This window comes from Pseudomonas sp. SBT1-2 (genome assembly GCF_028640875.1).
Taxonomy (GTDB): domain Bacteria; phylum Pseudomonadota; class Gammaproteobacteria; order Pseudomonadales; family Pseudomonadaceae; genus Aquipseudomonas; species Aquipseudomonas chlororaphis_I.
Genome location: NZ_JAQZAA010000109.1, coordinates 23213 through 45793 on the forward strand (window position 1 = coordinate 23213; position 22581 = coordinate 45793).

A 22581-nucleotide genomic window follows, 5' to 3' on the forward strand; every position below is an offset into this window, starting at 1 on the left:
TTCCTACCTACTGTCCAGTGGTCTGGGCAAGGGGAAGAGGGCTGTCGTCGATCTGCACCTTTTCGCCCGGACGGGCGTGCTGCAGGCCCTCGACGACGATACGGTCGCCGGCCTGGAGGCCGTCGCTGACGATCCAGCGGTCCTTTTGCGCGGCGCCCAGTTGCACCGGGCGCTGCACCACCCGCTGCTCGGCATCCACCAGCAGCACCTGGGCGATGCCGGCGCTGTCGCGCTGGATGGCGCGCTGCGGCACGCTGATGCCCTGGCGGTTCACCGCCTGCTCCAGGCGCACGCGAATGAAGCTGCCGGGCAGCAGGTCGAGGTCCGGGTTGGGGAACTCGCTGCGCAGGATGATCTGGCCGGTGCTCGGGTCGACGCTGATGTCGGCGAACAGCAGCTTGCCCGGCAGCGGGTAGAGGCTGCCGTCGTCCTGGATCAGCGTGGCCTTGGCCTGGTCCTGGCCGACCTGCTGCAACTGGCCGGCGCGGAAGGCCCGGCGCAGGTCGTTGAGCTCGCGGGTCGACTGGGTGAGGTCGGCGTGGATCGGGTCCAGTTGCTGGATCAGCGCCAGCGGCGTGGTTTCGTTCTGGCCCACCAGCGCGCCCTCGGTGACCAGGGCGCGGCCGACCCGCCCGGAGATCGGCGCGGTGACGGTGGCGTAGCCCAGGTTCAGCCGGGCGCGCTGCACGGCGGCCTGGTTGGCGGCCACCTCGGCGGCGGTCTGGCGCGCGTTGGCCCGGGCGTTGTCGTATTCCTGGGCGCTGATGGCCTTGTCTTCGATCAACTGGGCGTAGCGCTGCTCCTGCAGCCGCGCCTGGAAGGCATTGGCCTCGGCCTTGCGCAGGCTGGCCAGGGCGCTGTCGAGGTCGGCCTTGAACGGTGCCGGGTCAATGCGAAACAGTACGTCGCCCTGCTTGACGTCGGTGCCTTCGCGGAAGGTCCGTTGCAGCACCACGCCGGCCACCCGCGCACGGACCTCGGCGATGCGCGGCGCGGCGATGCGCCCGCTCAGTTCGCTGCTGATCGACAGCGGGCGAGTTTCGATGGTTTCGATCCGGACCTTGGCCAACGGCGCCTGTTCCTCGGCGGTGGAGGCCTTGTCACAAGCGCTCAGCGCGGCTGCCAGCAACAACAGGCAGAACGGCGCAAACAGGTTTTTCGACATGCTGATACCCCAATGATGACTGCGGCATGCTAAGGGCATGCCGCAAGAACCGCTGTGAAGCTGTGTAGGTGCTGTGTGAAAAAGTGTGAAGCGAATGCTCGGGCGCGCACGAGGTTGTATATCCTTTGTGCCTCGCTGATCGGGCGACGGCTTTCCAGGGAACACTCCAAGGAACGTTGTCGCTGTGTTTTTCTTCACTCAAAGACGCTCATTCCCATGCCCAACATTCTTCTGGTCGAAGACGACCCCGCGCTCTCTGAACTGATCGCCAGTTACCTGGAGCGCAACGGCTATCAGGTCAATGTCATCAGCCGCGGCGACCAGGTGCGTGAACGGGCGCGGGTCAATCCGCCGGACCTGGTGATTCTCGACCTGATGCTGCCGGGGCTGGACGGCCTGCAGGTCTGCCGCCTGCTGCGGGCCGACTCGGCGTCGCTGCCGATCCTGATGCTGACCGCCCGTGATGATAGCCACGATCAGGTGCTGGGTCTGGAAATGGGCGCCGACGATTATGTGACAAAACCGTGCGAGCCGCGCGTGCTGCTGGCGCGGGTGCGTACCCTGTTGCGCCGCAGCAGCCTCGGCGAGCCGCAGACCGCCAGCGACCGGATCCTCATGGGTAACCTGTGCATCGACCTGTCGGAGCGCACCGTGAGCTGGCGCGATCAATTGGTGGAACTGTCCAGCGGCGAGTACAACCTGCTGGTGGTGCTGGCCCGGCATGCCGGCGAGGTGCTGAGCCGCGACCAGATCCTGCAACGCCTGCGGGGCATCGAGTTCAACGGCACCGACCGCTCGGTGGACGTGGCGATTTCCAAGCTGCGGCGCAAGTTCGACGACCACGCCGGCGAGGCGCGCAAGATCAAGACCGTATGGGGCAAGGGCTACCTGTTCAGCCGTTCCGAATGGGAATGCTGAGTCGATGCTGAGAATCCTGATTCGCCTGTACCTGGTGACCATCGTCTCGTTCAGCGCGGCGATCTACCTGGTCCCGGAGCTGGTGGTGAAGGTCTTCCACGAGCGTTTCATCACCTACAACCTGGACTATTCCCGGGGCCTGCAAAGCCTGATCGTCAAACAGTTTCGCGGCGTACCCTCAGAGCAGTGGCCGGCCCTGGCCGCGGAAATGGACCAGGAGTTCCAGCCGCTGCACATCGTCCTGACCCGCAACGACGATGCCGATTTCACCCTGTACGAGCGCGAACGCCTGCAACGCGGCGAGAACGTGGTGCGGGTCGGCGACTGGGGCTGGCGCACCCTCGCGGTGGCGCCGCTGGACGAGCAGATGGCGGTGCAGATGGTGGTGCCGCCGGACCCGATCGACGTCAGCCTGCTGTACTGGAGCATCAACGTGCTGATCGGCGCGACCATGCTTGCCTGCCTGTTGCTCTGGCTACGGCCGCACTGGCGCGACCTGGAACGCCTGAAACACGCCGCCGAGCGCTTCGGCAAGGGCCACTTGAGCGAGCGCACGCAGATCCCCTCGAGCTCCAACATCGGCAGCCTGGCCAATGTCTTCGACACCATGGCCGGCGACATCGAAAACCTGCTGAACCAGCAACGCGACCTGCTCAACGCGGTGTCCCACGAGCTGCGCACGCCCTTGACCCGGCTCGACTTCGGCCTGGCCCTGGCGCTCTCCGACGACCTGCCGGCGACCAGCCGCGAACGCCTGCAAGGGCTGGTGGCGCACATTCGCGAGCTCGACGAACTGGTGCTCGAGCTGCTGTCCTACAGCCGGTTGCAGATCCCGGCGCAGTTGCCGGAGCAGGTCGAGGTGTCGCTGGACGAGTTCATCGACAGCATCCTCGGCAGCGTCGACGACGAGCTGGAATCCCCGGACATCGTCATCGATGTGTTGCTGCTCGGCAGCCTGGAGCGTTTCACCCTCGATCCGCGGCTGACCGCCCGGGCGATCCAGAACCTGCTGCGCAACGCCATGCGTTATTGCGAAAAGCGCATCAAGGTCGGGGTGCAGGTCAGCGACAGCGGCTGTGAAATCTGGGTCGACGACGATGGCATCGGCATTCCCGACGATGAGCGTGAGCGGGTGTTCGAACCGTTCTACCGCCTGGACCGCAGCCGCGATCGCGCCACCGGCGGCTTCGGCCTCGGCCTGGCGATCAGCCGCCGGGCCCTGGAAGCCCAGGGCGGGACCCTGACCGTCGAGGCCTCGCCGCTGGGCGGCGCGCGTTTTCGCCTGTGGCTGCCGACACCGGCCTGAGCCATGCCGGGCATCCCCAGCGACGGGAAGGCCCGGCAGTCGGCGTTATGGAAGAGGCTGCATCAGCACAGCGCGGTCGGCTGTAGCTCGCTGGCCTTGATCAGGTTCACGCCTGCCGCGCGCATCTGCCGGGTGGCCTTGTCCAGCGAACCGTCCATGTCGATGGCCCGGCAGGCATCGACGATCACGAAGGTATTGAAGCCCGCCGCCCGCGCATCCAGCGCCGACCAGGCCACGCAGTAGTCCAGGGCCAGCCCCACCAGATACACCGTGTCGATGCCGCGCTGGCTCAGGTAGCCGGCCAGGCCGGTCGTGGTGCTGCGGTCCGCCTCGACGAAGGCCGAGTAACTGTCGATATCCGGATTGCAACCCTTGCGCAGGATCAGCTGGGCATGGGGCAGGTTGAGTTTCGGGTGCAGTTCGGCGCCACGGCTGGCCTGCACGCAATGGTCCGGCCAGAGCACCTGCGGGCCATAGGGCAGCTGGATGATGTCGTTCGGCGCGTGGCCTTCGTGGCTGGAGGCGAACGAGATATGCCCGGCCGGGTGCCAGTCCTGGGCGATCACCACCTGCTTGAAGTGGCCGCCCAGGCGATTGATCAAGGGCACGATCTGGTCGCCCCCCGGCACCGCCAGCGCGCCGCCGGGGATGAAGTCGTTCTGTACATCGATGACCAGCAGCGCCTTGCGTGAGCGACGGCTGCTGGAGGTTTTGGTCGTAGGCATGTGCAAGCTCCCTGGGGTTGAACGATCAGTCCATTCTCCGAGAGCATAGCGCGCCCGGTCCATGGCACCGCTCCGCCGGTCAGGGCGTGGGCGCTGCCTGACGTCAGGTCCGGTTGCCAGCCACAATGGCCGCTTCGTCGCGGCCCTGTTGGGCCAGTCGATTGGTGTAGTCGCCGCGCTCGGCGTCCGGCAATCGGGTGGTGCGCTGGCTGACGCAGCGCTGGTTCCTGCTGTCCCAGACCTGGCCGTCCGGGCAATTGGGGGCGGCCGCCAGCACGCTCGCCAGCAGGCTGCCGGCGAGCAGCAGCGGGGCGCCGAAGACGAGGGGAGGGAGGTTCATCGCGCAGTCTCCATTCGGATAGCGGTCCCCCCATTAAAGGTCCATCGTCCTGGCCGCGCCGCCCAAACTGACAGATTTTTCATGCCGTCAGTCGCCTGGGCGGGGCTATGCTGGGCAGCATTGGCCAATGACCTGGAGGCGACCGATGAAAGACCCGCAACCTTCGATCCATCACGCTGCCGCCGACGGCTACAAGGGCGCGGCCGACACCTATGTGCGTGGCCGCCCGGATTACCCGCCGGCGCTGGACCAGTGGCTGCGCGCCCGCCTGGGCTTGCAGGCCGGCCAGGTGGTGGTCGATCTCGGCGCCGGCACCGGCAAGTTCACCGGGCGTCTATTAGCCACCGGGGCGCGGGTGATTGCCGTGGAGCCAGTGGCGCAAATGCTCACCAAACTCGCCGCCAGCCATCCCCGGGCCGAAGCCCTGAGCGGCTCCGCCACTTCTATTCCGCTGGCCGACGAGTCGGTGGACGCGGTGGTCTGCGCCCAGGCCTTCCACTGGTTCGCCAGCCATGAGGCGTTGAACGAAATCGCCCGGGTGCTCAAGCCGGGCGGCCGCCTGGGCCTGGTGTGGAACCTGCGCGATGCGCGGGTGCCGTGGGTGCAACGCCTGGACCGGATCGTCAACGCCCTGCAAGGCGACACGCCGCGCTATTACACCGGAGCCTGGCGCCAGGCCTTTCCCCATCCGCTGTTCACGCCCTTGCAGGAGCAGCATTTCAGCAACAGCCACAGCGGCGCGCCGGAGAATGTGATTTTCGACCGGGTGCGCTCCACCAGTTTCATCGCCGCCTTGCCGGATGCGGAGCGGGCGCAGGTCGACCGGCAGATCGCCGCACTGATCGCCGAGGAGCCGGAGCTGCGAGACAAGTGCGTGGTCAGCGTGCCTTACGAAACCGCGGCGTTCTGGGCCCACAAAATCCCGTGATCGCGCAATCCCATTGCCCGCAACCTTCCTGTAGGAGCGAGCTTGCTCGCGATGAGCGCAAAGCGCTCGCCTTGAAGATCACCCGTTTAACCTGTGAGTACGCGCGGGTCAGGAATTGAGCGCTACGCGCTCTATCGCGAGCAAGCTCGCTCCTACAGGGGGCCGCAGTGTTGCCAGTCCCGGTTTTGGCCGATGCGCTGCCTTACTGCGCGGCACGGGCCCTTGCTATAGTTCGGGCCTCATTTTTTTGCCCGGTAAGGAATGCTGCCCATGTCCGAATATCAAGCCTTTCGCGTCGAACTTGCTGACAACATCGCCCATGTGCAGATCAATCGTCCGGAAAAGATCAACTCGATGAACGCCGCGTTCTGGAGCGAGATCGTCGAGATCTTCCGCTGGATCGACGACACCGACGCGGTCCGCGTGGTGGTGTTGAGCGGCGCCGGCAAGCACTTTTCCTCCGGCATCGACCTGATGATGCTGGCCGGGGTGGCCAACGAACTGGGCAAGGACGTCGGGCGCAACGCGCGCCTGCTGCGGCGCAAGATCCTGCAGCTGCAGGCGTCCTTCAATGCCGTCGACAACTGCCGCAAGCCGGTGCTGGCGGCGATCCAGGGTTACTGCCTGGGCGGCGCCATCGACCTGATCGCCGCTTGCGACATGCGCTACGCCGCCGCGGACGCGCAATTCTCGATCAAGGAAATCGATATCGGCATGGCCGCCGATGTCGGCACTTTGCAACGTTTGCCGCGTATCATCGGTGACGGCATGCTGCGCGAACTGGCTTACACTGGACGCACCTTCGGCGCCGAGGAAGCGCGCAGCATCGGCCTGGTCAATCGCACCTACGCCGACAGCGAAAGCCTGCTCGACGGCGTGATGGGCATCGCCTGGGAAATCGCCAGCAAGTCGCCGATCGCCGTCAGCGGTACCAAGGAAATGATCAGCTACATGCGCGACCACCGCATCGACGACGGCCTGGAATACATCGCTACCTGGAACGCCGCCATGCTGCAATCCACCGACCTGCGCGTGGCCATGGCCGCCCATATGAGCAAACAGAAACCTGAATTTCTGGATTGATTGAACATGACTTCACGCTGGACCACCGCAGTACTGGATATCGACCTTCCCGGCGGCTGGGCCGTGGCCCGCGGCCCGCAGGGCTTTCTGTTCGACGACAACGGCGCGCTGTTCCCCCGCGAATGGCTCAAGCGCCAGGACCTGCCGATCCTCGCCGAGCACGGCATCGGCCACCTGGATGGCGAGCCGGTCTACCTGCTGGAACTCAAGAGCGTTTCCGAGGTGCCGGGATGCAACTGGAAAGGCCTGCGGGCGTTCATGCTCGACGGCGACCACACCCTGTACAAAGTCCTGGGCTATGCCGCGCAGATCGGCACCTGGGCCCGCGAGCACCGCTTCTGCGGCAACTGCGGCCAGCCCATGACCCAGGTGATGCGCGAGCGGGCGATGTACTGCGAGCCCTGCGACCTGCGCAGCTACCCACGGATCTCGCCGAGCATGATCGTGCTGATCACCCGTGGCGACGAGGTGCTGCTGGCCCGTTCGCCGCGCTTTGTCCCCGGGGTCTACAGCACCCTGGCCGGGTTCGCCGAGCCGGGCGAGTCGGCCGAGGACTGCCTGGTGCGCGAGGTGCGCGAGGAGGTGCAGATCGAGGTCAAGAATATCCAGTACATCGGCAGCCAGTGCTGGCCGTTCCCGCATTCGATGATGCTGGGGTTTCATGCCGAGTACGCCGGCGGCGAGATCGTGCCGCAGGAAGACGAGATCGAGGATGCGCAGTGGTTCAACGTGCATGCGTTGCCGCCGCTGCCGGCGTCGCGCTCGATTGCCCGCTACCTGATCGATCTGTATGTGGCCCGGCGCCTGGGGTTGGCGGAGCCTGTATTGCCGGGTTGAGCGCCGGCTGGAAGGAAGCTGGAAGAAAACGGGGCGGGCGAATCCATTGGGTTCGCCCGCTGTCGTTTCAGGAGGTCAGACGGCGCTGAACCAGTGCTGCCACGCCAGGCGCACGGTCAGGCCCAGGACCACGGTGATGAACACCGGGCGAATGAATTTCGCGCCGCCGCTGATGGCGGTGCGGGCGCCGAAGAAGGCGCCGACCATCAACGACAGGCCCATGCTCAGGCCGATGGCCCAATCCACCTGGCCCGAGAAAATGAAGATCGACAGCGCCGCGGCGTTGCTGACGAAGTTCATGCTGCGCGCCACGCCGCTGGCCTTGACCAGGTCGATGGGGTAGAGCAGCAGGCTGCTGACGGTCCAGAAGGCGCCCGTGCCGGGGCCGGCCACGCCGTCGTAGAAACCGAGGCTGAAGCCCTGGGTCGATTGCCACTTTTTCTTGATCGGCGCCTCGCTGTCCAGCGGCGCTTTCGGCGTGCCGCCGAACAGCAGGTACACGCCACAGGCGAAGACGATCACCGGCAGCATCTTGTTCAGCCATTCGGCCGGCAGGTAATGGGCCACCACCGCGCCGGTCAGCGCGCCCACCAGGGTGCCGACTATGGCGTGGGTCCATTGCCGCGGGTGGAACAGCTTGCGCCGGTAGAAGGTGAAGCTGGCGGTGGCCGAGCCAAAGGTCGAACTCAGTTTGTTGGTGCCCAGCACCAGGTGCGGCGGCAGGCCGGCGGTGAGCAGCGCCGGCGTGGTGAGCAGGCCGCCACCGCCGGCGATGGCATCGATAAAGCCGGCAATGAAGGCAACGAGGGCAAGAATGGCGAGGGTGGTCAAATCTACGCTGAGTTCGAAAGGCATGGGATCGACTTATTTCGGCGGGGCGCAGAAAAGCTGCGCGAAGGGTCGGTATCTTACCCATAACCTTTCACGCCCGCGACCGCCCGATACCGGTAGGAGCGAGGCTTGCCCGCGATGAGGCCCTTATAAACGCCACAATTCTTTAAGGATAGCGGCGCGGCCACTGACGCCATCGCGGGCAATCGAGCGTCGACCGGCCGCTCCTACAGGAGAGCCTGTGAGGCTGCTATTGGCGTTCGGGCCCGTTGCCGATCTGCCACACGAACGGTGGTTCGCTGCCATTGATCGCCCAGTCGCCGACGATGCGCGCCTTGTAGATCACCGGGTTGTGCGACGACACGGTGCGGGCGTTGCGCCAGTGGCGGTCGAGGGCCTTGCCTTGGCGGATGTCCGAAGCGCCGAGGGCATTGAACAGTTCGCTGGTGGCGCGCTGGATCAGCTCGGTGACCACCACCTGGGCCGTGGCCGACTGGATTTCCGCCGCGACATTGGCCGCCCGTTCCGCCTCGTCATTACCGGCAAAACGCGCCAGGTAGGCCTGCTGCGCCGGTTGCGCCGCGCGCACCGCGCTGGCCTCGGCGGCGTACACCAGGGCCGAGATCTCGCCGACCACCTGCTGCACCTGGGCATCCTCGCTGACCCGTGGCGCATTGCCGTGGCTGTAGATGCGCTTGCGGTTGCGCACTTCGTTGGCCACATCGCGCACGGCGGCGCGGCCGATGCCCGCCAGCGTCGCCAGCAGCACCAACTGGTAGAAGGCGGTCTGGTATTTGAAGCGGGTGGCGAAGTCGATGAGGTTCTCGGCTTCCACTTCGGCATCGACAAAATGCGCGGTGCCGCTGCCGGTGGTGCGCTGGCCGAAGCCGTCCCAATCGTCGCTCTGCACGATGCCCGGCTGGCGGGTGCGCACGGCGGCGATCACGTCGCCACCGGTGTCGCTGCGGCGGGCGTAGACATCGATCCAGTCGGAGAAAATGCTCCCGGTGCTGTAGAACTTCTCGCCGTTGAGCCGCCATTTGTCGCCATCCGGCGAGACCCGGGTGATCACGTCGCCGATCGCCACGTTGCCGATCTCGGTCCAGGCGCAGCCGACGATGTCGCCGTCGACGAAACGCTTGAACCACAGGTCCCGCGCCGGCCCCGGGGCGGCGTTGAGCCGGTCCTCGGCAAAGGCGAAGTGCCCGCGCAAGGCTTGCGGCACGTTGGAATCGGCCTCGGCCAACTCGATCAGCAGCTGGAACAATTGCGGCAGGGAGGCGCCGCCGCCACCGTATTCCACGGGCACCCGCACTGCGCCAAAGCCGGCTTCCTTGAGCCACAGGATCGCTTCGTACGGCAGGCTGCGCGATTGCTCGCGGGCCACCGCGCCGGCGGCGATCCGGCTGAAGATCGGCCGGAAGCGCCCGGCCAGGGCTTCGTAGTCGACGCCTACGGACAATGGGTTGATTACCTGGTGTTCGGTCATGGGCACAGCTCCTTCTCAGCAATAAATTGGCTCGGCAGTGAAAAGCGTGACTTCTGCGGAGCGGATTGCACGGTCCGTGCCGGGAGGCGGGTAGCCGTAATCAGCGGGCCGGGCGCTAGGCGGCTCGCCGGCAACTGTTGCCCAGCCAACAGTGCATCAACAAATCGACCTGTTGATGGAGGAGACGACGGTCTACCTGTAGCCGCTGCCGCAGGCTGCGATCGGCTGCGCAGCAGACGCCGCTTTTGCCGACGCAGGAAGGCCCTTAGGGCCTTTGCGCAGCCTGCGGCAGCGGCTACAGGGGCGAGTGTCTTCTGGCGTTTTGTGGCTGGCACGGTTGCTGCTCTATTCCCCGGACACTTCAGTCGCGAGGACAAGCCAATGAGTCAGCAAGCCGTGAAATTTGCCTACTGGGTGCCGAACGTCAGTGGTGGGCTGGTGGTCAGCAAGATCGAGCAGCGCACCCACTGGGGCATCGACTACAACCGCAAGCTGGCGCAGCTGGCCGAGGCCGCCGGGTTCGAGTACGCCCTGACCCAGATCCGTTTCACCGCCGGCTACGGCGCCGAGTTCCAACATGAGTCCGTGGCGTTCAGCCATGCGCTGCTGGCCGCCACCGAGAAGCTCAAAGTGATCGCGGCGATCCTGCCCGGTCCCTGGCAACCGGCGCTGGCGGCCAAGCAGCTGGCGACCATCGACCAGCTGACCCATGGCCGGATCGCAGTGAACATCGTCAGCGGCTGGTTCAAGGGCGAATTCCAGGCCATCGGCGAACACTGGCTGGAGCACGACGAGCGTTATCGGCGTTCCGAAGAATTCATCCGTTCCCTCAAGGGCATCTGGAGCCAGGACAACTTCAGCTTTCGCGGCGACTTCTATCGCTTCGACAACTACAGCCTCAAGCCCAAGCCGCTGGGCCAGCCGGAAGTGTTCCAGGGCGGGAGCTCCCGGGCCGCGCGGGACATGGCCGCGCGGGTGTCCGACTGGTATTTCACCAACGGCAACACGCCGGAAGGCATCAAGGCCCAGGTCGACGACATCCGTGCCAAGGCCGCGGCGAACCATCATTCGGTGAAAGTCGGGGTCAATGCCTTCGTGATTGCCCGCGACACCGAGGAAGAAGCGCGCGCGGTGCTGGCCGAGATCATCGACCAGGCCGACCCGGAAGCGGTGAATGCCTTTGGCGATGCGGCGAAACAGGCGGGCAAGGCGTCGCCGGAAGGCGAGGGTAACTGGGCCAAGTCCACCTTCGAGGACCTGGTGCAGTACAACGATGGGTTCAAGACCAACCTGATCGGCACGCCACAGCAAATCGCCGAGCGCATCGTCGCCTTGAAGGCGGTGGGCGTGGACCTGGTGCTGGCGGGGTTCCTGCATTTCCAGGAAGAGGTGGAGTACTTCGGCAAGCGCGTATTGCCACTGGTGCGCGAGCTGGAAGCCAAGGCGGCGCTGAAGCGCGAGGATGCCGCGGCTTGAGGTGGACTGTAGGAGCGAAGCTTGCTCGCGATAGCGGTTTAGCGGACATACTGCGTCGCCAGCATCGCGCGCAATCGAGCGTCGACCGGCCGCTCCTACAGAAGCGGGTTACAAGCCCAGTTCGGACAGCCCCGGGTGGTCATCCGGGCGCCGGCCCAGCGGCCAGTGGAACTTGCGCTCGCTTTCCTTGATCGGCATGTCGTTGATGCAGGCGTAGCGGTTGGACATCAGGCCGTGCTCGTCGAACTCCCAGTTCTCGTTGCCGTAGGAGCGGAACCAGTTGCCCGAGTCGTCGTGCCATTCGTAGGCATAACGCACGGCGATGCGGTTGTCGGTAAAGGCCCAGAGTTCCTTGATCAGGCGGTAGTCCAGCTCCTTGGCCCATTTGCGGGTCAAAAAGCCCTTGGCTTCTTCGCGGTTGTGGGCGAACTCGGCGCGGTTACGCCATTGGGTGTCCAGGGTGTAGGCCAGGGACACTCGCTGCGGGTCGCGGGAGTTCCAACCGTCTTCGGCCAGGCGGATCTTTTCAATGGCCGATTCGCGGGTGAACGGGGGAAGTGGCGGACGAACTTCAGCGTTAGATGACATTTAAAGTCTCCAATGAAAGTTGAGGTTCAGCAGGGTGTCGAACTTGTTTTAAACGATTACAGCTCCAATAACTTTCGCGCCATGCATTGCGCATTATCGGCGGCACTGCGATCGCCCATCACAAGTGCAACGGTAATGGCGCCGTCGATCAGGATCAGCAGCTGTCTGGCTTGCTCCTCCGGATCCTCGGTGCCGTGTTTTGCAGCAATGTGTGCCTTGCAGAGCTCGAGCACGTAGTCGAGCAGTTTCTGTTTGTGTTCCCTGGCCACCACCCGTACCGGGTCCTGCGGGTCGCCGGTTTCGCCGCTGGTATTGATGAAGGCGCAGCCGCGAAAGTCCTCGGAGGCGAACCAGTCGCCCAGCACCGTGAACAGGTTGAGCAGGCGCGCGGCCGGCGTCGGGGCCTTGCCCACCTCGCGGGTGAACCAGTGCATCCAGCGCAGGTCGCGGCGCTGCAGGGCGGCCACCACCAGCTCGTCCTTGGTGGTGAAGTAGCGGTAGATGCTTTTTCTGGAGACGCCGGCGGTCTTCACCAGAAGATCCATGCCAGTGGCGGCGATGCCACTTTTGTAGATCAACTTTTCGGTGACATCCAGAATGATGTCGCGTGTGTCGTTGCTAGTGATTTCGTTCATGTGGCGTACAGTAGAACGATCGTTCTCCTTGGTCAATAATTTATTTTTCCACGCGCGAAATTATTGTCGTCGCTTATCCCGTTGCGAGCGGTTGTGCGGCGGGGACGAAGGACAGGCGACAAATCTTCACAGCGACCCGCAAGACCCGAACCGGCACCTTGGTGTAAGCTCTTGCGCTCTTTTGGATTCGACCTTCTGCGAGCCCTATGCCGTCGCTTTTCAAACGTTCCCTGCTGCCCAAATTGCGCAGCTTCCCGCTGGCTGCCGATGACCTGACCATCCTCAATGGCGCCGCCGAATTCCGCCGTTGCCTGCTGGAGAAAATCGCCCAGGCCACCCGGCGCATCTATATCGTCGCGCTGTACCTGCAACAGGACGAGGCCGGCCAGGAAATTCTCGATGCCTTGCACGCCGCCAAGGCCGCGCGCCCGGAGCTGGACGTGGTGGTCGTGGTCGACTGGCTGCGCGCCCAGCGCGGGCTGATCGGCGCCGGCAAGCAGCCGGGCAACTCGGCCTGGTACCAGGAAATGACCCGTACCCACGCCAGTGAGGTGCCGGTGTACGGCGTGCCGGTGCAGACCCGCGAGCTGTTCGGCGTGCTGCACCTGAAGGGTTTCGTGATCGACGATTGCGTGATCTACAGCGGCGCCAGCCTGAACAACGTGTACCTGCACAAGTTCGACAAGTACCGCTTCGACCGCTACCACCTGCTGCACAACCGCGAGCTGGCCGACTCCATGCAGCACCTGGTCCAGCATGGCCTGGTGGCGTCGCGGGCGGTGCATCGCCTGGACCTGCCGAACCTGCCGACCACCCGCAGCCTGCGCAACGACATCGGCGACCTGCGCAGCCGCCTCAAGCACGCGGCCTACGACACCAGTGCCGGCGGGGTGCTCAAGGACACACTGTCGGTCAGCCCGTTGCTCGGGGTGGGCAAGAACAACCCGCTGAGCCGGGTCATCTGCGAACTGATCGCCAGCGCCCAGCAGCAACTGACCATCTGCACGCCGTACTTCAACCTGCCGCTGGCGGTGACCCGGGAAATCAACCGCGCCCTGGCGCGCGGGGTGAAGATCGACATTATCGTCGGCGACAAGACCGCCAACGACTTCTACATTCCGCCGAGCGAGCCGTTCAAGGTCATCGCCGCGCTGCCTTATCTGTACGAGATCAGCCTGCGGCGCTTCGCCAAGCGGCATCAGAAGGCCATCGACAGCGGCCGCCTGAACCTGCACCTGTGGCGCGACGGCGACAACACCTATCACCTCAAGGGCATGTGGGTGGACCAGCGCTACACCTTGCTCACCGGCAACAACCTCAACCCGCGGGCCTTCCGCCTCGACCTGGAAAACGCCTTGCTGCTCGACGACCCCAAGGGCGAGTTGCTGGAGCCGCGGCGCCAGGAGCTGGAAACGATCTTCCGCCACACCCAGCGCATCGAGCACTTCCAGCGCCTGGAAACCCTGGTGGACTACCCGGCGGCGGTCGGCAAGTTCCTGCGCCGGGTCAGCCGGGTGCGGATCGAGCGGTTGCTCTACCGCATCCTCTGAGGTCCGCGGCGAACGATCCACGATGGGGTCGTTCTTGCTGGCCCTGAAGCCCCTGCGGGGCTTATCGCAACCTGCGGCAGCGGCTACACGAAGCCAGACCCCGATCCTGTAGCCGCTGCCGAGCCCGCGAGGCTGCGACAAGGCCCGCAGGGCCTTCATCGGTCTCGAGATCGCCACGTCCCCTCGGGACGTACGCAGCTTGTGGCAGCGGCTACAGCTGTATCGGCGCCCAGATCAGCTGGGGCTTTTCGCCGCCGGCCAGCTCGCCACCAACAGCAGCAACAGCGTGGCAATCAGGTAGGGCAGGCGCGGTTCGACGGCGTAGATCAGCGAGCCGGCCAACGGGCCGATCACCACGCCGAACCCCTGGGCCGCGCCAATCGAACCGGCGGTGGCGCCTTGTTCGGAGGCGTCCACCGCGTTGGCCGCCAGGGCGGAGAAGGACGGGAAGATCGCGCCCATGCCCGCCGCCGAGATAAAAAAGCCCAGCCACAGTCCCCAGGCGTTCTCCACCAGCATGCAGCCGGCAAACCCGCTGGCGGCCAGCAGCGCGCCGGCGCGGATCATCCGCAGCGGTGGCCATTCGAGTTTGCGCACCACCAGTTGCGAGCAGATCAGCGCCACGCCGACCATGGCCAGGGCGATGCCGGCGGCCTGGGCGGCGTCGGCGCTGTCCAGGCCCAGGCGGTCGAGGGCGTAGAAGCTCACGGTGATCTGCGCGATGGACACGCAAAGCATGGCGACGAAGGCCACCGCCATCGGCCGGCGCAGCCGCGGATCGCTCAGGCGTACCGAGCGCGGCGCCTGCTTGAGGTGGAGCTCCTGGCGCGGCAGCTTGTACAGCAGCACCAGGAACGCCGCCAGCGGCAGCACGGCCATGGCGTACAGCGGCAGGCTCAAGCTGACGCGGGCGAGCAGCGCGGCCACGGCCGGGCCCAACACCAGGCCGACGGCATTGGCGGCGCCCAGGGTGGCCATGGCGCGGGCCCGATGCTCGGGCTCGACGTTGTCGGCGATCAGGGCAAAGCCGCCCACCGGGATGGCCGCGTAGAACACCCCGATCAGGCCGCGCCCGAGCATCAGGCCGATAAAGGCCAGCCACATGCCCGGCAGCAGGTGCAGCGAGACATCGATAAACAGGCACAGCGCCCAGTAGGCGAGGGTGAAGCCGGCCGTGCCGAGCAGCAGCACCCGACGGCGCCCGAAACGGTCGCTGGCCTGGCCCCAGGGCCGCGCCAGGAGCATCCAGATCACCCCGGACACGGTCATCGCCGCGCCGGCCTGCCAGGTGGCCAGGCCGAGCACACGGACGATCGGGCCGATCAGCGAGACGAAGGCCATCATCGACATGGTGCAGGCCATGTAGGCGAGCATCAGCGGCAAGAGTTTGAACGGGGCGGCGGTCTGCGGCGGTTGGGCCGTTGGGGTGGACATGCAAAATCTTCCATGAAAGTCAGGAGTGCGCGGGACGTTATCGCTAAAACGCGCCGCCGCCCAGGGTTATCGGCGCAGGTGAGGGTAGATCAGCAGCCTGGGTGATGGGGCGAGTCATCGGCACGCCGGCGCTTGTCTGTAGGAGCGAAGCTTGCTCGCGATAAGTTCGCCAGGACGACGCGGTGAAATTTGAATATCGCCGCTGCGCGGCTATCGCGAGCAAGCTTCGCTCCTACAGAATCGGCCCGGGTACCCGGAGCTCAGTTCAGCCCCAACTTGCCGCGCAGGGTCGAGAGGTCTTCGGCCAGGGTGTTGACCGGGCCCACCAACGCCTTGCGGTCGTTGTCCTTGACCTTGTCGTAGGTCTCGAAGCCGCCGTCGGCGGTTTTGTACCTGGCCAGGATCTTGTTCACCGTGGCGAAGTTCTTGTCGACCTTGGCGACGAAGGCTGCATCCTGCTGCTCGATGTGCGGACGGAACAGGTCGACGATTTTCTTCGCCCCGTCGATGTTGCCCTGGAAGTCGTAGAGGTCGGTGTGGCTGTAGCGGTCTTCTTCGCCTGAGACCTTGGTCGCGGCCACTTCCTCCAGCAGGGCGGCGGCGCCGCCGACGACTTTCTCCGGCGGGAAGGTCAGGCCGGCGACGCGGGCCTGCAGGTCCTTGACGTCCTTGTTCAGGCGGTCGGCCAGGGCGTCCAGGCCCTGGGTGGAGTTCTGGGCGAACAGCGAATACTCGATGCGGTGGAAGCCGGTGAAGTCCTCGGCCTCGACGCCTTGTTCGTGGTCGTCGACCCGCGAGTCGATGGCCGCGTCGAGGTCGCTGAACAGCTCGGCGATCGGCTCGATCGACTCGTAGTACACCCGGGTCGGGGCGTAGAGCTTTTTGGCGGTGGCCAGGTCACCTTTCTTCACCGCGTCGGTGAAGGCCTGGGTGTGGCTGGCCAGCTCGTCGAGCTGCTCGGTGACGTAGATCTTGTAGTCGGAAATCGGCCCCACCAGCTCCAGCGGCGATGTGGCGGCCACAGCCGACAGCGGAACATGGAGCAAGCCAAGGGTCAGCAACACAGCGAGAGGCGACTTTTTCATGGGACGTTTCCGTGGGGGGGGGTGAGTGGTGGTCAGGCGCTGGTTTTTGCTTGGGTGGCCTCGAGCAGCCCGCGACCGAGGAAGTCGCGGTCGCCAGTGACGCCGGGCAGGGTGAAGAAATACCCGCCGCCGACCGGCTTGAGGTATTCCTCCAGGGGCTCGCCGTTGAGGCGGGTCTGCACTGAGATAAAGCCTTGCTCCAGGTCGGCCTGGTAGCAGATGAACAGCAGGCCCATGTCCAGTTGGCCGTTCTTGTTCACGCCGTTGGAGTAGTTGAACGGCCGGCGCAGGATCAGGTTGCGCTGGGTCTCGGCGGTGCGCGGGTTGGCCAGGCGGATGTGGGCGTCGAGCTTGGTCAGCTGGCCGTGGGGATCCTTGCGGTAGTCCGGCACCTGGTGTTCCTGCTGGCCGTCCATGGGCGCCCCCGAGGCCTTGACCCGGCCGATGATGCTTTCTTGTTCCTGCAAAGGCGTGCGGTCCCAGCGCTCGACGAAGTTGCGGATGATGCGCACCGCCTGATAGCTGCCGTGGGCGGCCCAGGCCGGTTCGTCGCTGCCGGGCTGGACCCAGACGATCTGTTCCATGGCTTTGCGGTCGTTGGAGTCGGGGTTGGCCGAGCCGTCGCGAAAACCCAGGAAGTTGCGCGCGCTCTGCGCCGCTTCGCCAGGGCGCGCCGGGGCCTGGGGCGGCACGCTGCCTTCCTGCTTCCAGCGCACCAGCAGCAGGTCCGGGAGGTTTTTCACGATGTCGCGCAGGGCGTGGATATTGGTGTCGGCGGTGTTGGAGCAGAACTGCAGGCTCAGGTCGCCGTGGCAGCAGTCGGGTTCCAGCGCATCGTTGGGGAAACCGACCATGCGTATCAGGCGCTTGGGTTTGGCCGCGGCCAGGCCGAAGCGCTCATCGAACAGCGAAGCGCCCACCGAGACGGTGATGGTCAGGTTGTCCGGGGTCACCACCGGGCCGAGGATGCCGGAGTCCAGCGGCGGCAGTTTCGGGTCGACCTGGGGGACCGGGCCGCCGGTCATCAGGAACCGGATGCGCTGGTCGAGGGTGCGCAGCAGTCGCTCCAGGTCTTCGCGATCACTGGCCAGCACGTCGAACGACACCAGCATGCCGGCCGCCGGGCGCGGGGTGACGATGCCGCTTTGATGCTGGCCGTGGAAATCGTGGCGGTCCTGGGTCTTGTCGCTGCTCGGGGCTTCTGTGACCTGGGCGGTGGTTTTCCCGGTCTGGGCTGCCATTGCCGGGCAGCTCAGGCCGCTGCCGGCCAGGGCGACACCGGCGGCGCCCATGCCCAGCAGTACACGGCGGCGTTGGGCGGAGAAAGCTGGATTGGATGGATCTGAGTCGTTCATCGGGCGGGCGTCTTCTGCTTACAGGCCTGAGAGGCCAAGGGCGGGATCGATTCCATCGAGTGCATCGGCCAGAACCTTGGCCTGGTCGGCGATCCGCTTGCGCTGATCGGCGCCGACACTGTCGTAGGAGGCATAGCCCTCGGCGCTGCGCAAAGCGCCGTACTGGCTGTCGAGGGCGCCGAGGGCGCTGTCGATCTGCGCCAGCAACGGGGCGGCGGGCTTGGCCAGCAAGGGGCGCAGCAGGTCGACGACCTTGCGGGTGGTCTCCAGGTTGGCGGCAAAGCCGTTGAGGTCGCTGTGGCTGTAGCGTTCTTCTTCGCCGCTGCCGGCACGCACCTCGGCAATGCTGCGCTGGGCGCGCGCGACCAGGCTGACCAGTTGCTCCGGTGGCAGCGACTGGGCCAGCAGTTGTTGCTTGAGCGTGGTGACATCGCTGAGCAGGCGCTGGGCGATCGGCGCCAGGCCGCTGAGGTCGCGTTGCTGGAACAGCGCGTATTCGAGGCGGTGGAAGCCGACGAAGCCGGGGTCCTGCTCGCGTTTTTCAAAGTAGTCGGCGCGGGCGTTGATGCGGTTATCCAGCTCGCCCAGGCGCTGGGCGGCCGGGGCGAGGCGCTGGTAGGCCGCGCGCGCCGGCAGGTACAAGGCCTGGGCCTGGGCCAGGTCGCCGGCCTGGATGGCTTGCTCCAGGGCGCTCACGGCCTTGATCAGGGCTGTGCCCTGGCTGCTCAGGTAGACCCGGAACTCTGACAGCGGGCCGATAAAGGCGACCATCGACGGCCGGGCCTTGGCCTGGGCGTCGGACTCGGCGGTCGGGGTTACATGCAGGGTGCCGCGCGGGTTGCTCAGCAGGCCGCAGGTGATGGCGTAGTCGCCGGGTTGCAGCCTGGCGTTGATCACCTGGCTCAGGCCCGGCGCGATGTTTTCCCGTTCTTCGACCACCAGTACGCCGTCGAGGATTTCCCATTCCACGGCGCGGTCCGAACGGTTGACGATACGGAAGCTCGCCGGCCCGGCCGGTACGCTCAGGGCGTTCGGCTCGCAGCTGTGGGGGTGGATGGTCACGGTGATTTCGTCCTTGTGCGCCTGGCGCTTGCTGGCGGCCAGCTGCGAGGCGTAATAGAACAGCCCGCCGGCGGCGATCATCACCATCACGGAACCCGCCAGCGCCCAGCGCAGGGCGCTCGGTGCCGGGGGCTGTGGGGAGGCTTGCTGGGTCATGGAAAGGCCTTAGTGGCTGGAAACGGAAGACGATGGGCTGGCGACGGGTGCCGCGCCGGGCAGGAAAAACAGCACCAGGGTCACCAGCAGGTAGAGCAGGTAGGCGCCCAGGGTGCTGACGGTCGGGGTGTCCTGGTAACCGAACATGCCGGCCAGCACCGAGCCCAGCGGGCCGTCCATCGGCAGGCTGGCGCTGAAGTCGAACAGCACGCTCTGCAGGTGATTCCAGACCCCGGCTTCATGCAGGGCCTGCACTGCATTGGCGAGGATGCCGGCGGCCACCACCAGGATGAACAGGCCGGTCCAGCGGAAGAACGCGCCGAGGTTCAGGCGCATGCTGCCGGTGTAGATCAGCACGCCTGCGACGATCGCCAGCGCCAGGCCGAGCAGGGCGCCGATCGGTGCCGCCGGGCCTTGGCTCTGCTGGAACACGGCGAGGAGGAAGAACACGGTTTCCAGGCCTTCGCGGGCCACGGCGAAGAACACCATGGCGATCAGCGCCGTGACCTGGTGCCGGGAGCCGGTCAGCGCCTGGTCCAGCGAGGCTTGCAGGGAGTGTTTGATCGAACGCGCGACCTTGCGCATCCAGAACACCATGGAACTGAGGATGCCCACGGCCACCAGGCCGACGATGCCTTCGAAGAGTTCCTGCTGCTTTTGCGGAAACTCGGCGCTCATCAGCTCCAGGCCGCCGCCCACCAGCAGGGCCAGGGCCGCGGCGAGAAACACGCCGATCCACACGGCCGGCATCCACTGGCCGCGCCCGGTCTGTTGCAGGTAACTGGCGATGATGCCAACGATGAGCGCGGCTTCGATCCCTTCGCGCAGCATGATCAGAAATGGAACGAGCATTCAGCACCGGCGGGCAGATAGATAGGGAGCTAAGTTGTAACATGTTGATACGTATTCGCAAATGACTATGATTGCTATTTGCTGAACGTCAGCTGAACGGAGCGCGTTTGCCAAGTCGGCCTCTGGTCTTTGAGGGTGAGGCTTTTTGTAGGAGCGAGCTTGCTCGCGATAGCGCCAGATCAGATGCCCGCGGTGCTAACTGGATTGATCGCGAGCAAGCTCGCTCCTACAGGGGGCGGGGAGGTCAGGCCAGGTTCTGTTCGGTCAGGCGCTGCACGGCCAGGCGCCGGTAGTGGGAAGGGGTCATGCCCTTGAGTTGCTGGAAGCGCCGGTTGAAGTTGGAGATGTTGTTGAAGCCGGACTCGAAGCACACGTCGGTCACCGGCTTGTCGCCGTCGGCCAGCAGTTCGCAGGATTTGCTGATGCGCAGGCGGTTGACGAACTCGACGAAGCAGCGGCCGGTGGCCTGCTTGAACACCCGGGAGAAGTAGGTGGGTTTCATGCCCAGGTAGTCGGCGACTTCTTCCAGCGGCAGCTCGCGGGCGTAGTGGGCGAAGATGTAGTCCACCGCGCGGTTGGTGCGGTCGACGTTGTGCTCGTCGGCCAGTTGCACGTTGGTGGCGCCGGACAGCAACTGGTAGTCGTCACAGGCCGCCAGCAGTTCCAGCAGGATGAAAAAGTGCCCGAGGCGAGTGATGCCGCTGGAGTCGGCGATGCGCTGCATCAGGTCCATGGCCTGGGCGATGGTGCGCTTGCAGCGGAACTCGATGCCGTACTGCGCGCGCTCCAGCAGCGGGGTCAGGCTCTTGAGCTCGGCGAACACCTGATAGCCGCTTTCGAACAGCTCGTCGGTGAAGTTCACCAGCATGTCGCGCTTGGCCACCACTTCGTCCTCGGCCACCTGGCTGATCCAGTTGTGGGGCAGGTTGGGGCCGGTGAGGAACAGCGATTCGGGGTAGAAGTTGCCGATGTAGTCGCCGATGAACACCTTGCCGGAGCTGGCGACGATCAGGTGCAGCTCGTACTCCTTGTGGAAGTGCCAGCGCACCAGGGGGCAGGGGAAGCCGTGCTGGCGATAGATGATCGACAGGCCGTTGTGGTCGTCCATCAATTCGTAGGAAGGGTCGGTGACTCTCGCTGATCGGCTCATGGCGCTGCGCTTTCTTATCGTTGTTGCGCCAGATCATGCCTCCATCGGATATCCAGCACCAGTGCTGGCCAGGAGATCCCTGCAGGCGCTCGGGCGCGGCGTTCTCAAGATCGCTGAGGGCCTGCGGCCCTATCGCAGCCTCGCTGGTGCCCGTCAGCGGCTACAGGGTTTGTGCCGGCTGACAGATCGAGGCACGGCTCGGTTTCTGTAGCCGCTGCCGAAGGCTGCGATCGCCCCGAAGGGACGCGCTCTTGACGCCTGCGGCAGCGGCTACAGGAGCCTCAGGCCAGGCGGTTTTTCGCCTCGATCCACTGCGCCATGTACTGGGTGCTCTTGTGGTGATGGTGACGCAGCATGCCACCGGTGAAGTTGTCGCGGCGCAGTTGCGCCAGGTTCGCCCGGCAGTGCTGCAGGCGCTCGATCAGGGCCGGGCCGTGGACCTGTTGCCGATAGCGCGCAAGCAACAGCTGGCGACCCTGTTCCTGGGCCGCGCTCCATAGCGCTTGGTCCTGATAGAGGCGTACCGCCGCCGCGGCGATGGCGCTGGCCGACTCGGCCACCGCTCCCGGCCAGGGCGCGTCGCCGTGCATGGCTTCGGCGCCGACCGGGGTGGTGACACTCGGCGTACCACAGAGCATGGCGTCCAGCAGCTTGCCCTTGATGCCCGCGCCGAAACGCAGCGGCGCCAGGCAGATCCGCGCGGCGGACATGACCTCCAAGGCATCCTCGGCCCAGTTCATCACCTGGAAACCCTGGGCCGGATTGTGCAGGGCCGCGGCCTTGGGCGGGGTGTAGGCGCCATAGATATGCAGTTGCGCGCCCGGCAGTTGCTGGCGGATCAGCGGCCAGACGGCGTTTTTCATCCACAGCACCGCATCCCAGTTCGGCGCGTGGCGGAAGTTGCCGATGCTCAGGAAGTGCGCCCGTTCGGCGAAGGGCACATAGCTGTGCGGCATCTGCTCGGGCATCAGTGGGCACCAGTGCAGCAGGGCCGGCGGCAGGCCGAATTGCTTGACCAGCAGATCGATTTCGAACTCGGAGATCATCAGGCTCAGGTCGCAGCGGTACAGCGCGGCGATCTCGCGCCGGGCCTGGTCGGTCTCGGCCATGCCGGCGAACTCCTGCTCGGCGGCGGGGGCGAACAGGGCGCTGAAGTCATCGTTGTCGTCGCAGGCGCCCAGGCGCTTCTTGAGGCGCTGATGGCGGGCGTGACGCAGGCTCTGCAGGTCGGAAGTCTCCAGCACGCGCAGGGCGCCGGGGCACTGCTGCTCGACGCGCCAGCCGAACTGTTCCTCCATCATGAACTGGTCGAACAGCACGATATCCGGCGCCAGTTCGGCGATGAAGCGGTCGAAACTGCTGTTGTTCAGTTCGATCGGGCACTCGCGGATGCCCAGGGCGCTGAGGTCTTCCTTGTGCTCGCCAGGGTTGGCCGGGCTGCTGAAGGTGATGTCCCAGCCTTGCCCGAGCAGGACCTGGAGGATCTGCATCAGGTGCCCGCTGGCCGCCGAGGAGCGGGGTTCGGGCCAGACGTAACCAATGACCAGGACTTTGGTGGCGGCGGTCGGACTCATGGGTGGGTATTCCTGAAAAAAGCGGGGGTGTTTGCGGGGGCG

At 65.6% G+C, this 22581-nt stretch carries 21 protein-coding genes; 7 read left to right on the forward strand and 14 right to left on the reverse strand.

Annotation, left to right across the window (positions count from 1 at the left end):
* Window positions 1-7 precede the first annotated feature (7 nt).
* Complete coding sequence (locus PVZ78_RS23830; protein WP_009049285.1) at window positions 8-1165, reverse strand: efflux RND transporter periplasmic adaptor subunit; 1158 nt, start codon at window positions 1163-1165, stop codon at window positions 8-10.
* 216 nt (window positions 1166-1381) lie between these two features.
* Here PVZ78_RS23830 and PVZ78_RS23835 point away from each other — a divergent pair, with 216 nt between their 5' ends.
* On the forward strand, window positions 1382-2083 hold the full coding sequence (locus PVZ78_RS23835; protein WP_007926528.1) for a response regulator transcription factor: 702 nt from the start codon (window positions 1382-1384) through the stop codon (window positions 2081-2083).
* Between the two features lie 4 nt (window positions 2084-2087).
* Entirely contained in the window at window positions 2088-3389 is a 1302-nt protein-coding gene (locus PVZ78_RS23840) for an ATP-binding protein (protein WP_009049284.1), read from the forward strand.
* Between the two features lie 62 nt (window positions 3390-3451).
* Here PVZ78_RS23840 and pncA read toward each other — a convergent pair whose 3' ends face one another.
* A complete protein-coding gene (pncA, locus tag PVZ78_RS23845; RefSeq protein WP_016704153.1) occupies window positions 3452-4114 on the reverse strand; it encodes a bifunctional nicotinamidase/pyrazinamidase in 663 nt (220 codons plus the stop codon).
* A gap of 103 nt (window positions 4115-4217) precedes the next feature.
* Window positions 4218-4454 carry a hypothetical protein gene (locus PVZ78_RS23850; RefSeq protein WP_041983473.1) on the reverse strand — a complete coding sequence of 79 codons (237 nt, stop codon included), beginning with the start codon at window positions 4452-4454 and terminating at the stop codon, window positions 4218-4220.
* Window positions 4455-4599: 145 nt separating this feature from the next.
* On the opposite strand from PVZ78_RS23850, the gene PVZ78_RS23855 reads away from it, so the two are divergent.
* The 3 genes from PVZ78_RS23855 to nudC all read left to right on the forward strand — a co-directional run bounded on the left by PVZ78_RS23855 (window position 4600) and on the right by nudC (window position 7302).
* Window positions 4600-5382 (forward strand): class I SAM-dependent methyltransferase, encoded by a 783-nt coding sequence (locus tag PVZ78_RS23855; RefSeq protein ID WP_273829348.1) that lies wholly within the window; start codon window positions 4600-4602, stop codon window positions 5380-5382.
* 270 nt (window positions 5383-5652) lie between these two features.
* Entirely contained in the window at window positions 5653-6465 is an 813-nt protein-coding gene (locus PVZ78_RS23860; protein ID WP_009049280.1) for a crotonase/enoyl-CoA hydratase family protein, read from the forward strand.
* A 6-nt stretch (window positions 6466-6471) separates the two neighbouring features.
* Window positions 6472-7302 (forward strand): NAD(+) diphosphatase, encoded by an 831-nt coding sequence (gene nudC, locus PVZ78_RS23865; protein ID WP_009049279.1) that lies wholly within the window; start codon window positions 6472-6474, stop codon window positions 7300-7302.
* Between the two features lie 75 nt (window positions 7303-7377).
* Here nudC and PVZ78_RS23870 read toward each other — a convergent pair whose 3' ends face one another.
* Window positions 7378-8157 carry a TSUP family transporter gene (locus PVZ78_RS23870; protein ID WP_009044159.1) on the reverse strand — a complete coding sequence of 260 codons (780 nt, stop codon included), beginning with the start codon at window positions 8155-8157 and terminating at the stop codon, window positions 7378-7380.
* Window positions 8158-8383: 226 nt separating this feature from the next.
* Window positions 8384-9622, reverse strand: a complete 1239-nt coding sequence (locus tag PVZ78_RS23875) for an acyl-CoA dehydrogenase family protein (RefSeq protein ID WP_273829349.1) — start codon at window positions 9620-9622, stop codon at window positions 8384-8386.
* 381 nt (window positions 9623-10003) lie between these two features.
* Here PVZ78_RS23875 and sfnG point away from each other — a divergent pair, with 381 nt between their 5' ends.
* Complete coding sequence (sfnG, locus tag PVZ78_RS23880; protein WP_009049277.1) at window positions 10004-11098, forward strand: dimethylsulfone monooxygenase SfnG; 1095 nt, start codon at window positions 10004-10006, stop codon at window positions 11096-11098.
* Between the two features lie 108 nt (window positions 11099-11206).
* Here the strand turns inward: sfnG and PVZ78_RS23885 are convergent, their stop codons facing one another.
* Both PVZ78_RS23885 and PVZ78_RS23890 read right to left on the reverse strand, forming a co-directional pair.
* Window positions 11207-11686 (reverse strand): nuclear transport factor 2 family protein, encoded by a 480-nt coding sequence (locus tag PVZ78_RS23885; RefSeq protein WP_009049276.1) that lies wholly within the window; start codon window positions 11684-11686, stop codon window positions 11207-11209.
* Window positions 11687-11742: 56 nt separating this feature from the next.
* A complete protein-coding gene (locus tag PVZ78_RS23890) occupies window positions 11743-12321 on the reverse strand; it encodes a TetR/AcrR family transcriptional regulator (protein WP_273829434.1) in 579 nt (192 codons plus the stop codon).
* Between the two features lie 206 nt (window positions 12322-12527).
* Between PVZ78_RS23890 and pssA the strand changes: the two genes are divergently transcribed.
* Window positions 12528-13871 carry a CDP-diacylglycerol--serine O-phosphatidyltransferase gene (pssA, locus tag PVZ78_RS23895; protein ID WP_009049274.1) on the forward strand — a complete coding sequence of 448 codons (1344 nt, stop codon included), beginning with the start codon at window positions 12528-12530 and terminating at the stop codon, window positions 13869-13871.
* 234 nt (window positions 13872-14105) lie between these two features.
* On the opposite strand, the gene PVZ78_RS23900 is transcribed toward pssA, so the two are convergent.
* The 7 genes from PVZ78_RS23900 to PVZ78_RS23930 form a co-directional block, all read right to left on the reverse strand.
* Window positions 14106-15305 (reverse strand): MFS transporter, encoded by a 1200-nt coding sequence (locus PVZ78_RS23900; RefSeq protein WP_273829350.1) that lies wholly within the window; start codon window positions 15303-15305, stop codon window positions 14106-14108.
* Window positions 15306-15565: 260 nt separating this feature from the next.
* Window positions 15566-16390 carry an iron uptake system protein EfeO gene (efeO, locus tag PVZ78_RS23905; protein ID WP_273829351.1) on the reverse strand — a complete coding sequence of 275 codons (825 nt, stop codon included), beginning with the start codon at window positions 16388-16390 and terminating at the stop codon, window positions 15566-15568.
* A gap of 32 nt (window positions 16391-16422) precedes the next feature.
* Window positions 16423-17745: an iron uptake transporter deferrochelatase/peroxidase subunit gene (gene efeB / locus PVZ78_RS23910; protein ID WP_273829352.1), complete on the reverse strand. Its 1323-nt coding sequence runs from the start codon at window positions 17743-17745 to the stop codon at window positions 16423-16425.
* Between the two features lie 18 nt (window positions 17746-17763).
* On the reverse strand, window positions 17764-18963 hold the full coding sequence (gene efeO, locus PVZ78_RS23915) for an iron uptake system protein EfeO (RefSeq protein ID WP_038632764.1): 1200 nt from the start codon (window positions 18961-18963) through the stop codon (window positions 17764-17766).
* Window positions 18964-18972: 9 nt separating this feature from the next.
* Window positions 18973-19815, reverse strand: a complete 843-nt coding sequence (efeU, locus tag PVZ78_RS23920) for an iron uptake transporter permease EfeU (protein WP_273829353.1) — start codon at window positions 19813-19815, stop codon at window positions 18973-18975.
* A gap of 244 nt (window positions 19816-20059) precedes the next feature.
* Complete coding sequence (locus PVZ78_RS23925; RefSeq protein ID WP_009049268.1) at window positions 20060-20965, reverse strand: AraC family transcriptional regulator; 906 nt, start codon at window positions 20963-20965, stop codon at window positions 20060-20062.
* Between the two features lie 281 nt (window positions 20966-21246).
* A complete protein-coding gene (locus tag PVZ78_RS23930; protein ID WP_009049267.1) occupies window positions 21247-22539 on the reverse strand; it encodes a glycosyltransferase in 1293 nt (430 codons plus the stop codon).
* Between the last annotated feature and the right edge of the window lie 42 nt (window positions 22540-22581).

What these genes read in the sequence shown, in the direction of transcription:
- PVZ78_RS23830 (WP_009049285.1), bottom strand. Translation starts at nt 1,165, where the DNA reads ATGTCGAAAAACCTGTTTGCGCCGTTCTGCCTGTTGTTGCTGGCAGCC.
- PVZ78_RS23835 (WP_007926528.1), top strand. Translation starts at nt 1,382, where the DNA reads ATGCCCAACATTCTTCTGGTCGAAGACGACCCCGCGCTCTCTGAACTG.
- PVZ78_RS23840 (WP_009049284.1), top strand. Translation starts at nt 2,088, where the DNA reads ATGCTGAGAATCCTGATTCGCCTGTACCTGGTGACCATCGTCTCGTTC.
- pncA (WP_016704153.1), bottom strand. Translation starts at nt 4,114, where the DNA reads ATGCCTACGACCAAAACCTCCAGCAGCCGTCGCTCACGCAAGGCGCTG.
- PVZ78_RS23850 (WP_041983473.1), bottom strand. Translation starts at nt 4,454, where the DNA reads ATGAACCTCCCTCCCCTCGTCTTCGGCGCCCCGCTGCTGCTCGCCGGC.
- PVZ78_RS23855 (WP_273829348.1), top strand. Translation starts at nt 4,600, where the DNA reads ATGAAAGACCCGCAACCTTCGATCCATCACGCTGCCGCCGACGGCTAC.
- PVZ78_RS23860 (WP_009049280.1), top strand. Translation starts at nt 5,653, where the DNA reads ATGTCCGAATATCAAGCCTTTCGCGTCGAACTTGCTGACAACATCGCC.
- nudC (WP_009049279.1), top strand. Translation starts at nt 6,472, where the DNA reads ATGACTTCACGCTGGACCACCGCAGTACTGGATATCGACCTTCCCGGC.
- PVZ78_RS23870 (WP_009044159.1), bottom strand. Translation starts at nt 8,157, where the DNA reads ATGCCTTTCGAACTCAGCGTAGATTTGACCACCCTCGCCATTCTTGCC.
- PVZ78_RS23875 (WP_273829349.1), bottom strand. Translation starts at nt 9,622, where the DNA reads ATGACCGAACACCAGGTAATCAACCCATTGTCCGTAGGCGTCGACTAC.
- sfnG (WP_009049277.1), top strand. Translation starts at nt 10,004, where the DNA reads ATGAGTCAGCAAGCCGTGAAATTTGCCTACTGGGTGCCGAACGTCAGT.
- PVZ78_RS23885 (WP_009049276.1), bottom strand. Translation starts at nt 11,686, where the DNA reads ATGTCATCTAACGCTGAAGTTCGTCCGCCACTTCCCCCGTTCACCCGC.
- PVZ78_RS23890 (WP_273829434.1), bottom strand. Translation starts at nt 12,321, where the DNA reads ATGAACGAAATCACTAGCAACGACACACGCGACATCATTCTGGATGTC.
- pssA (WP_009049274.1), top strand. Translation starts at nt 12,528, where the DNA reads ATGCCGTCGCTTTTCAAACGTTCCCTGCTGCCCAAATTGCGCAGCTTC.
- PVZ78_RS23900 (WP_273829350.1), bottom strand. Translation starts at nt 15,305, where the DNA reads ATGTCCACCCCAACGGCCCAACCGCCGCAGACCGCCGCCCCGTTCAAA.
- efeO (WP_273829351.1), bottom strand. Translation starts at nt 16,390, where the DNA reads ATGAAAAAGTCGCCTCTCGCTGTGTTGCTGACCCTTGGCTTGCTCCAT.
- efeB (WP_273829352.1), bottom strand. Translation starts at nt 17,745, where the DNA reads ATGAACGACTCAGATCCATCCAATCCAGCTTTCTCCGCCCAACGCCGC.
- efeO (WP_038632764.1), bottom strand. Translation starts at nt 18,963, where the DNA reads ATGACCCAGCAAGCCTCCCCACAGCCCCCGGCACCGAGCGCCCTGCGC.
- efeU (WP_273829353.1), bottom strand. Translation starts at nt 19,815, where the DNA reads ATGCTCGTTCCATTTCTGATCATGCTGCGCGAAGGGATCGAAGCCGCG.
- PVZ78_RS23925 (WP_009049268.1), bottom strand. Translation starts at nt 20,965, where the DNA reads ATGAGCCGATCAGCGAGAGTCACCGACCCTTCCTACGAATTGATGGAC.
- PVZ78_RS23930 (WP_009049267.1), bottom strand. Translation starts at nt 22,539, where the DNA reads ATGAGTCCGACCGCCGCCACCAAAGTCCTGGTCATTGGTTACGTCTGG.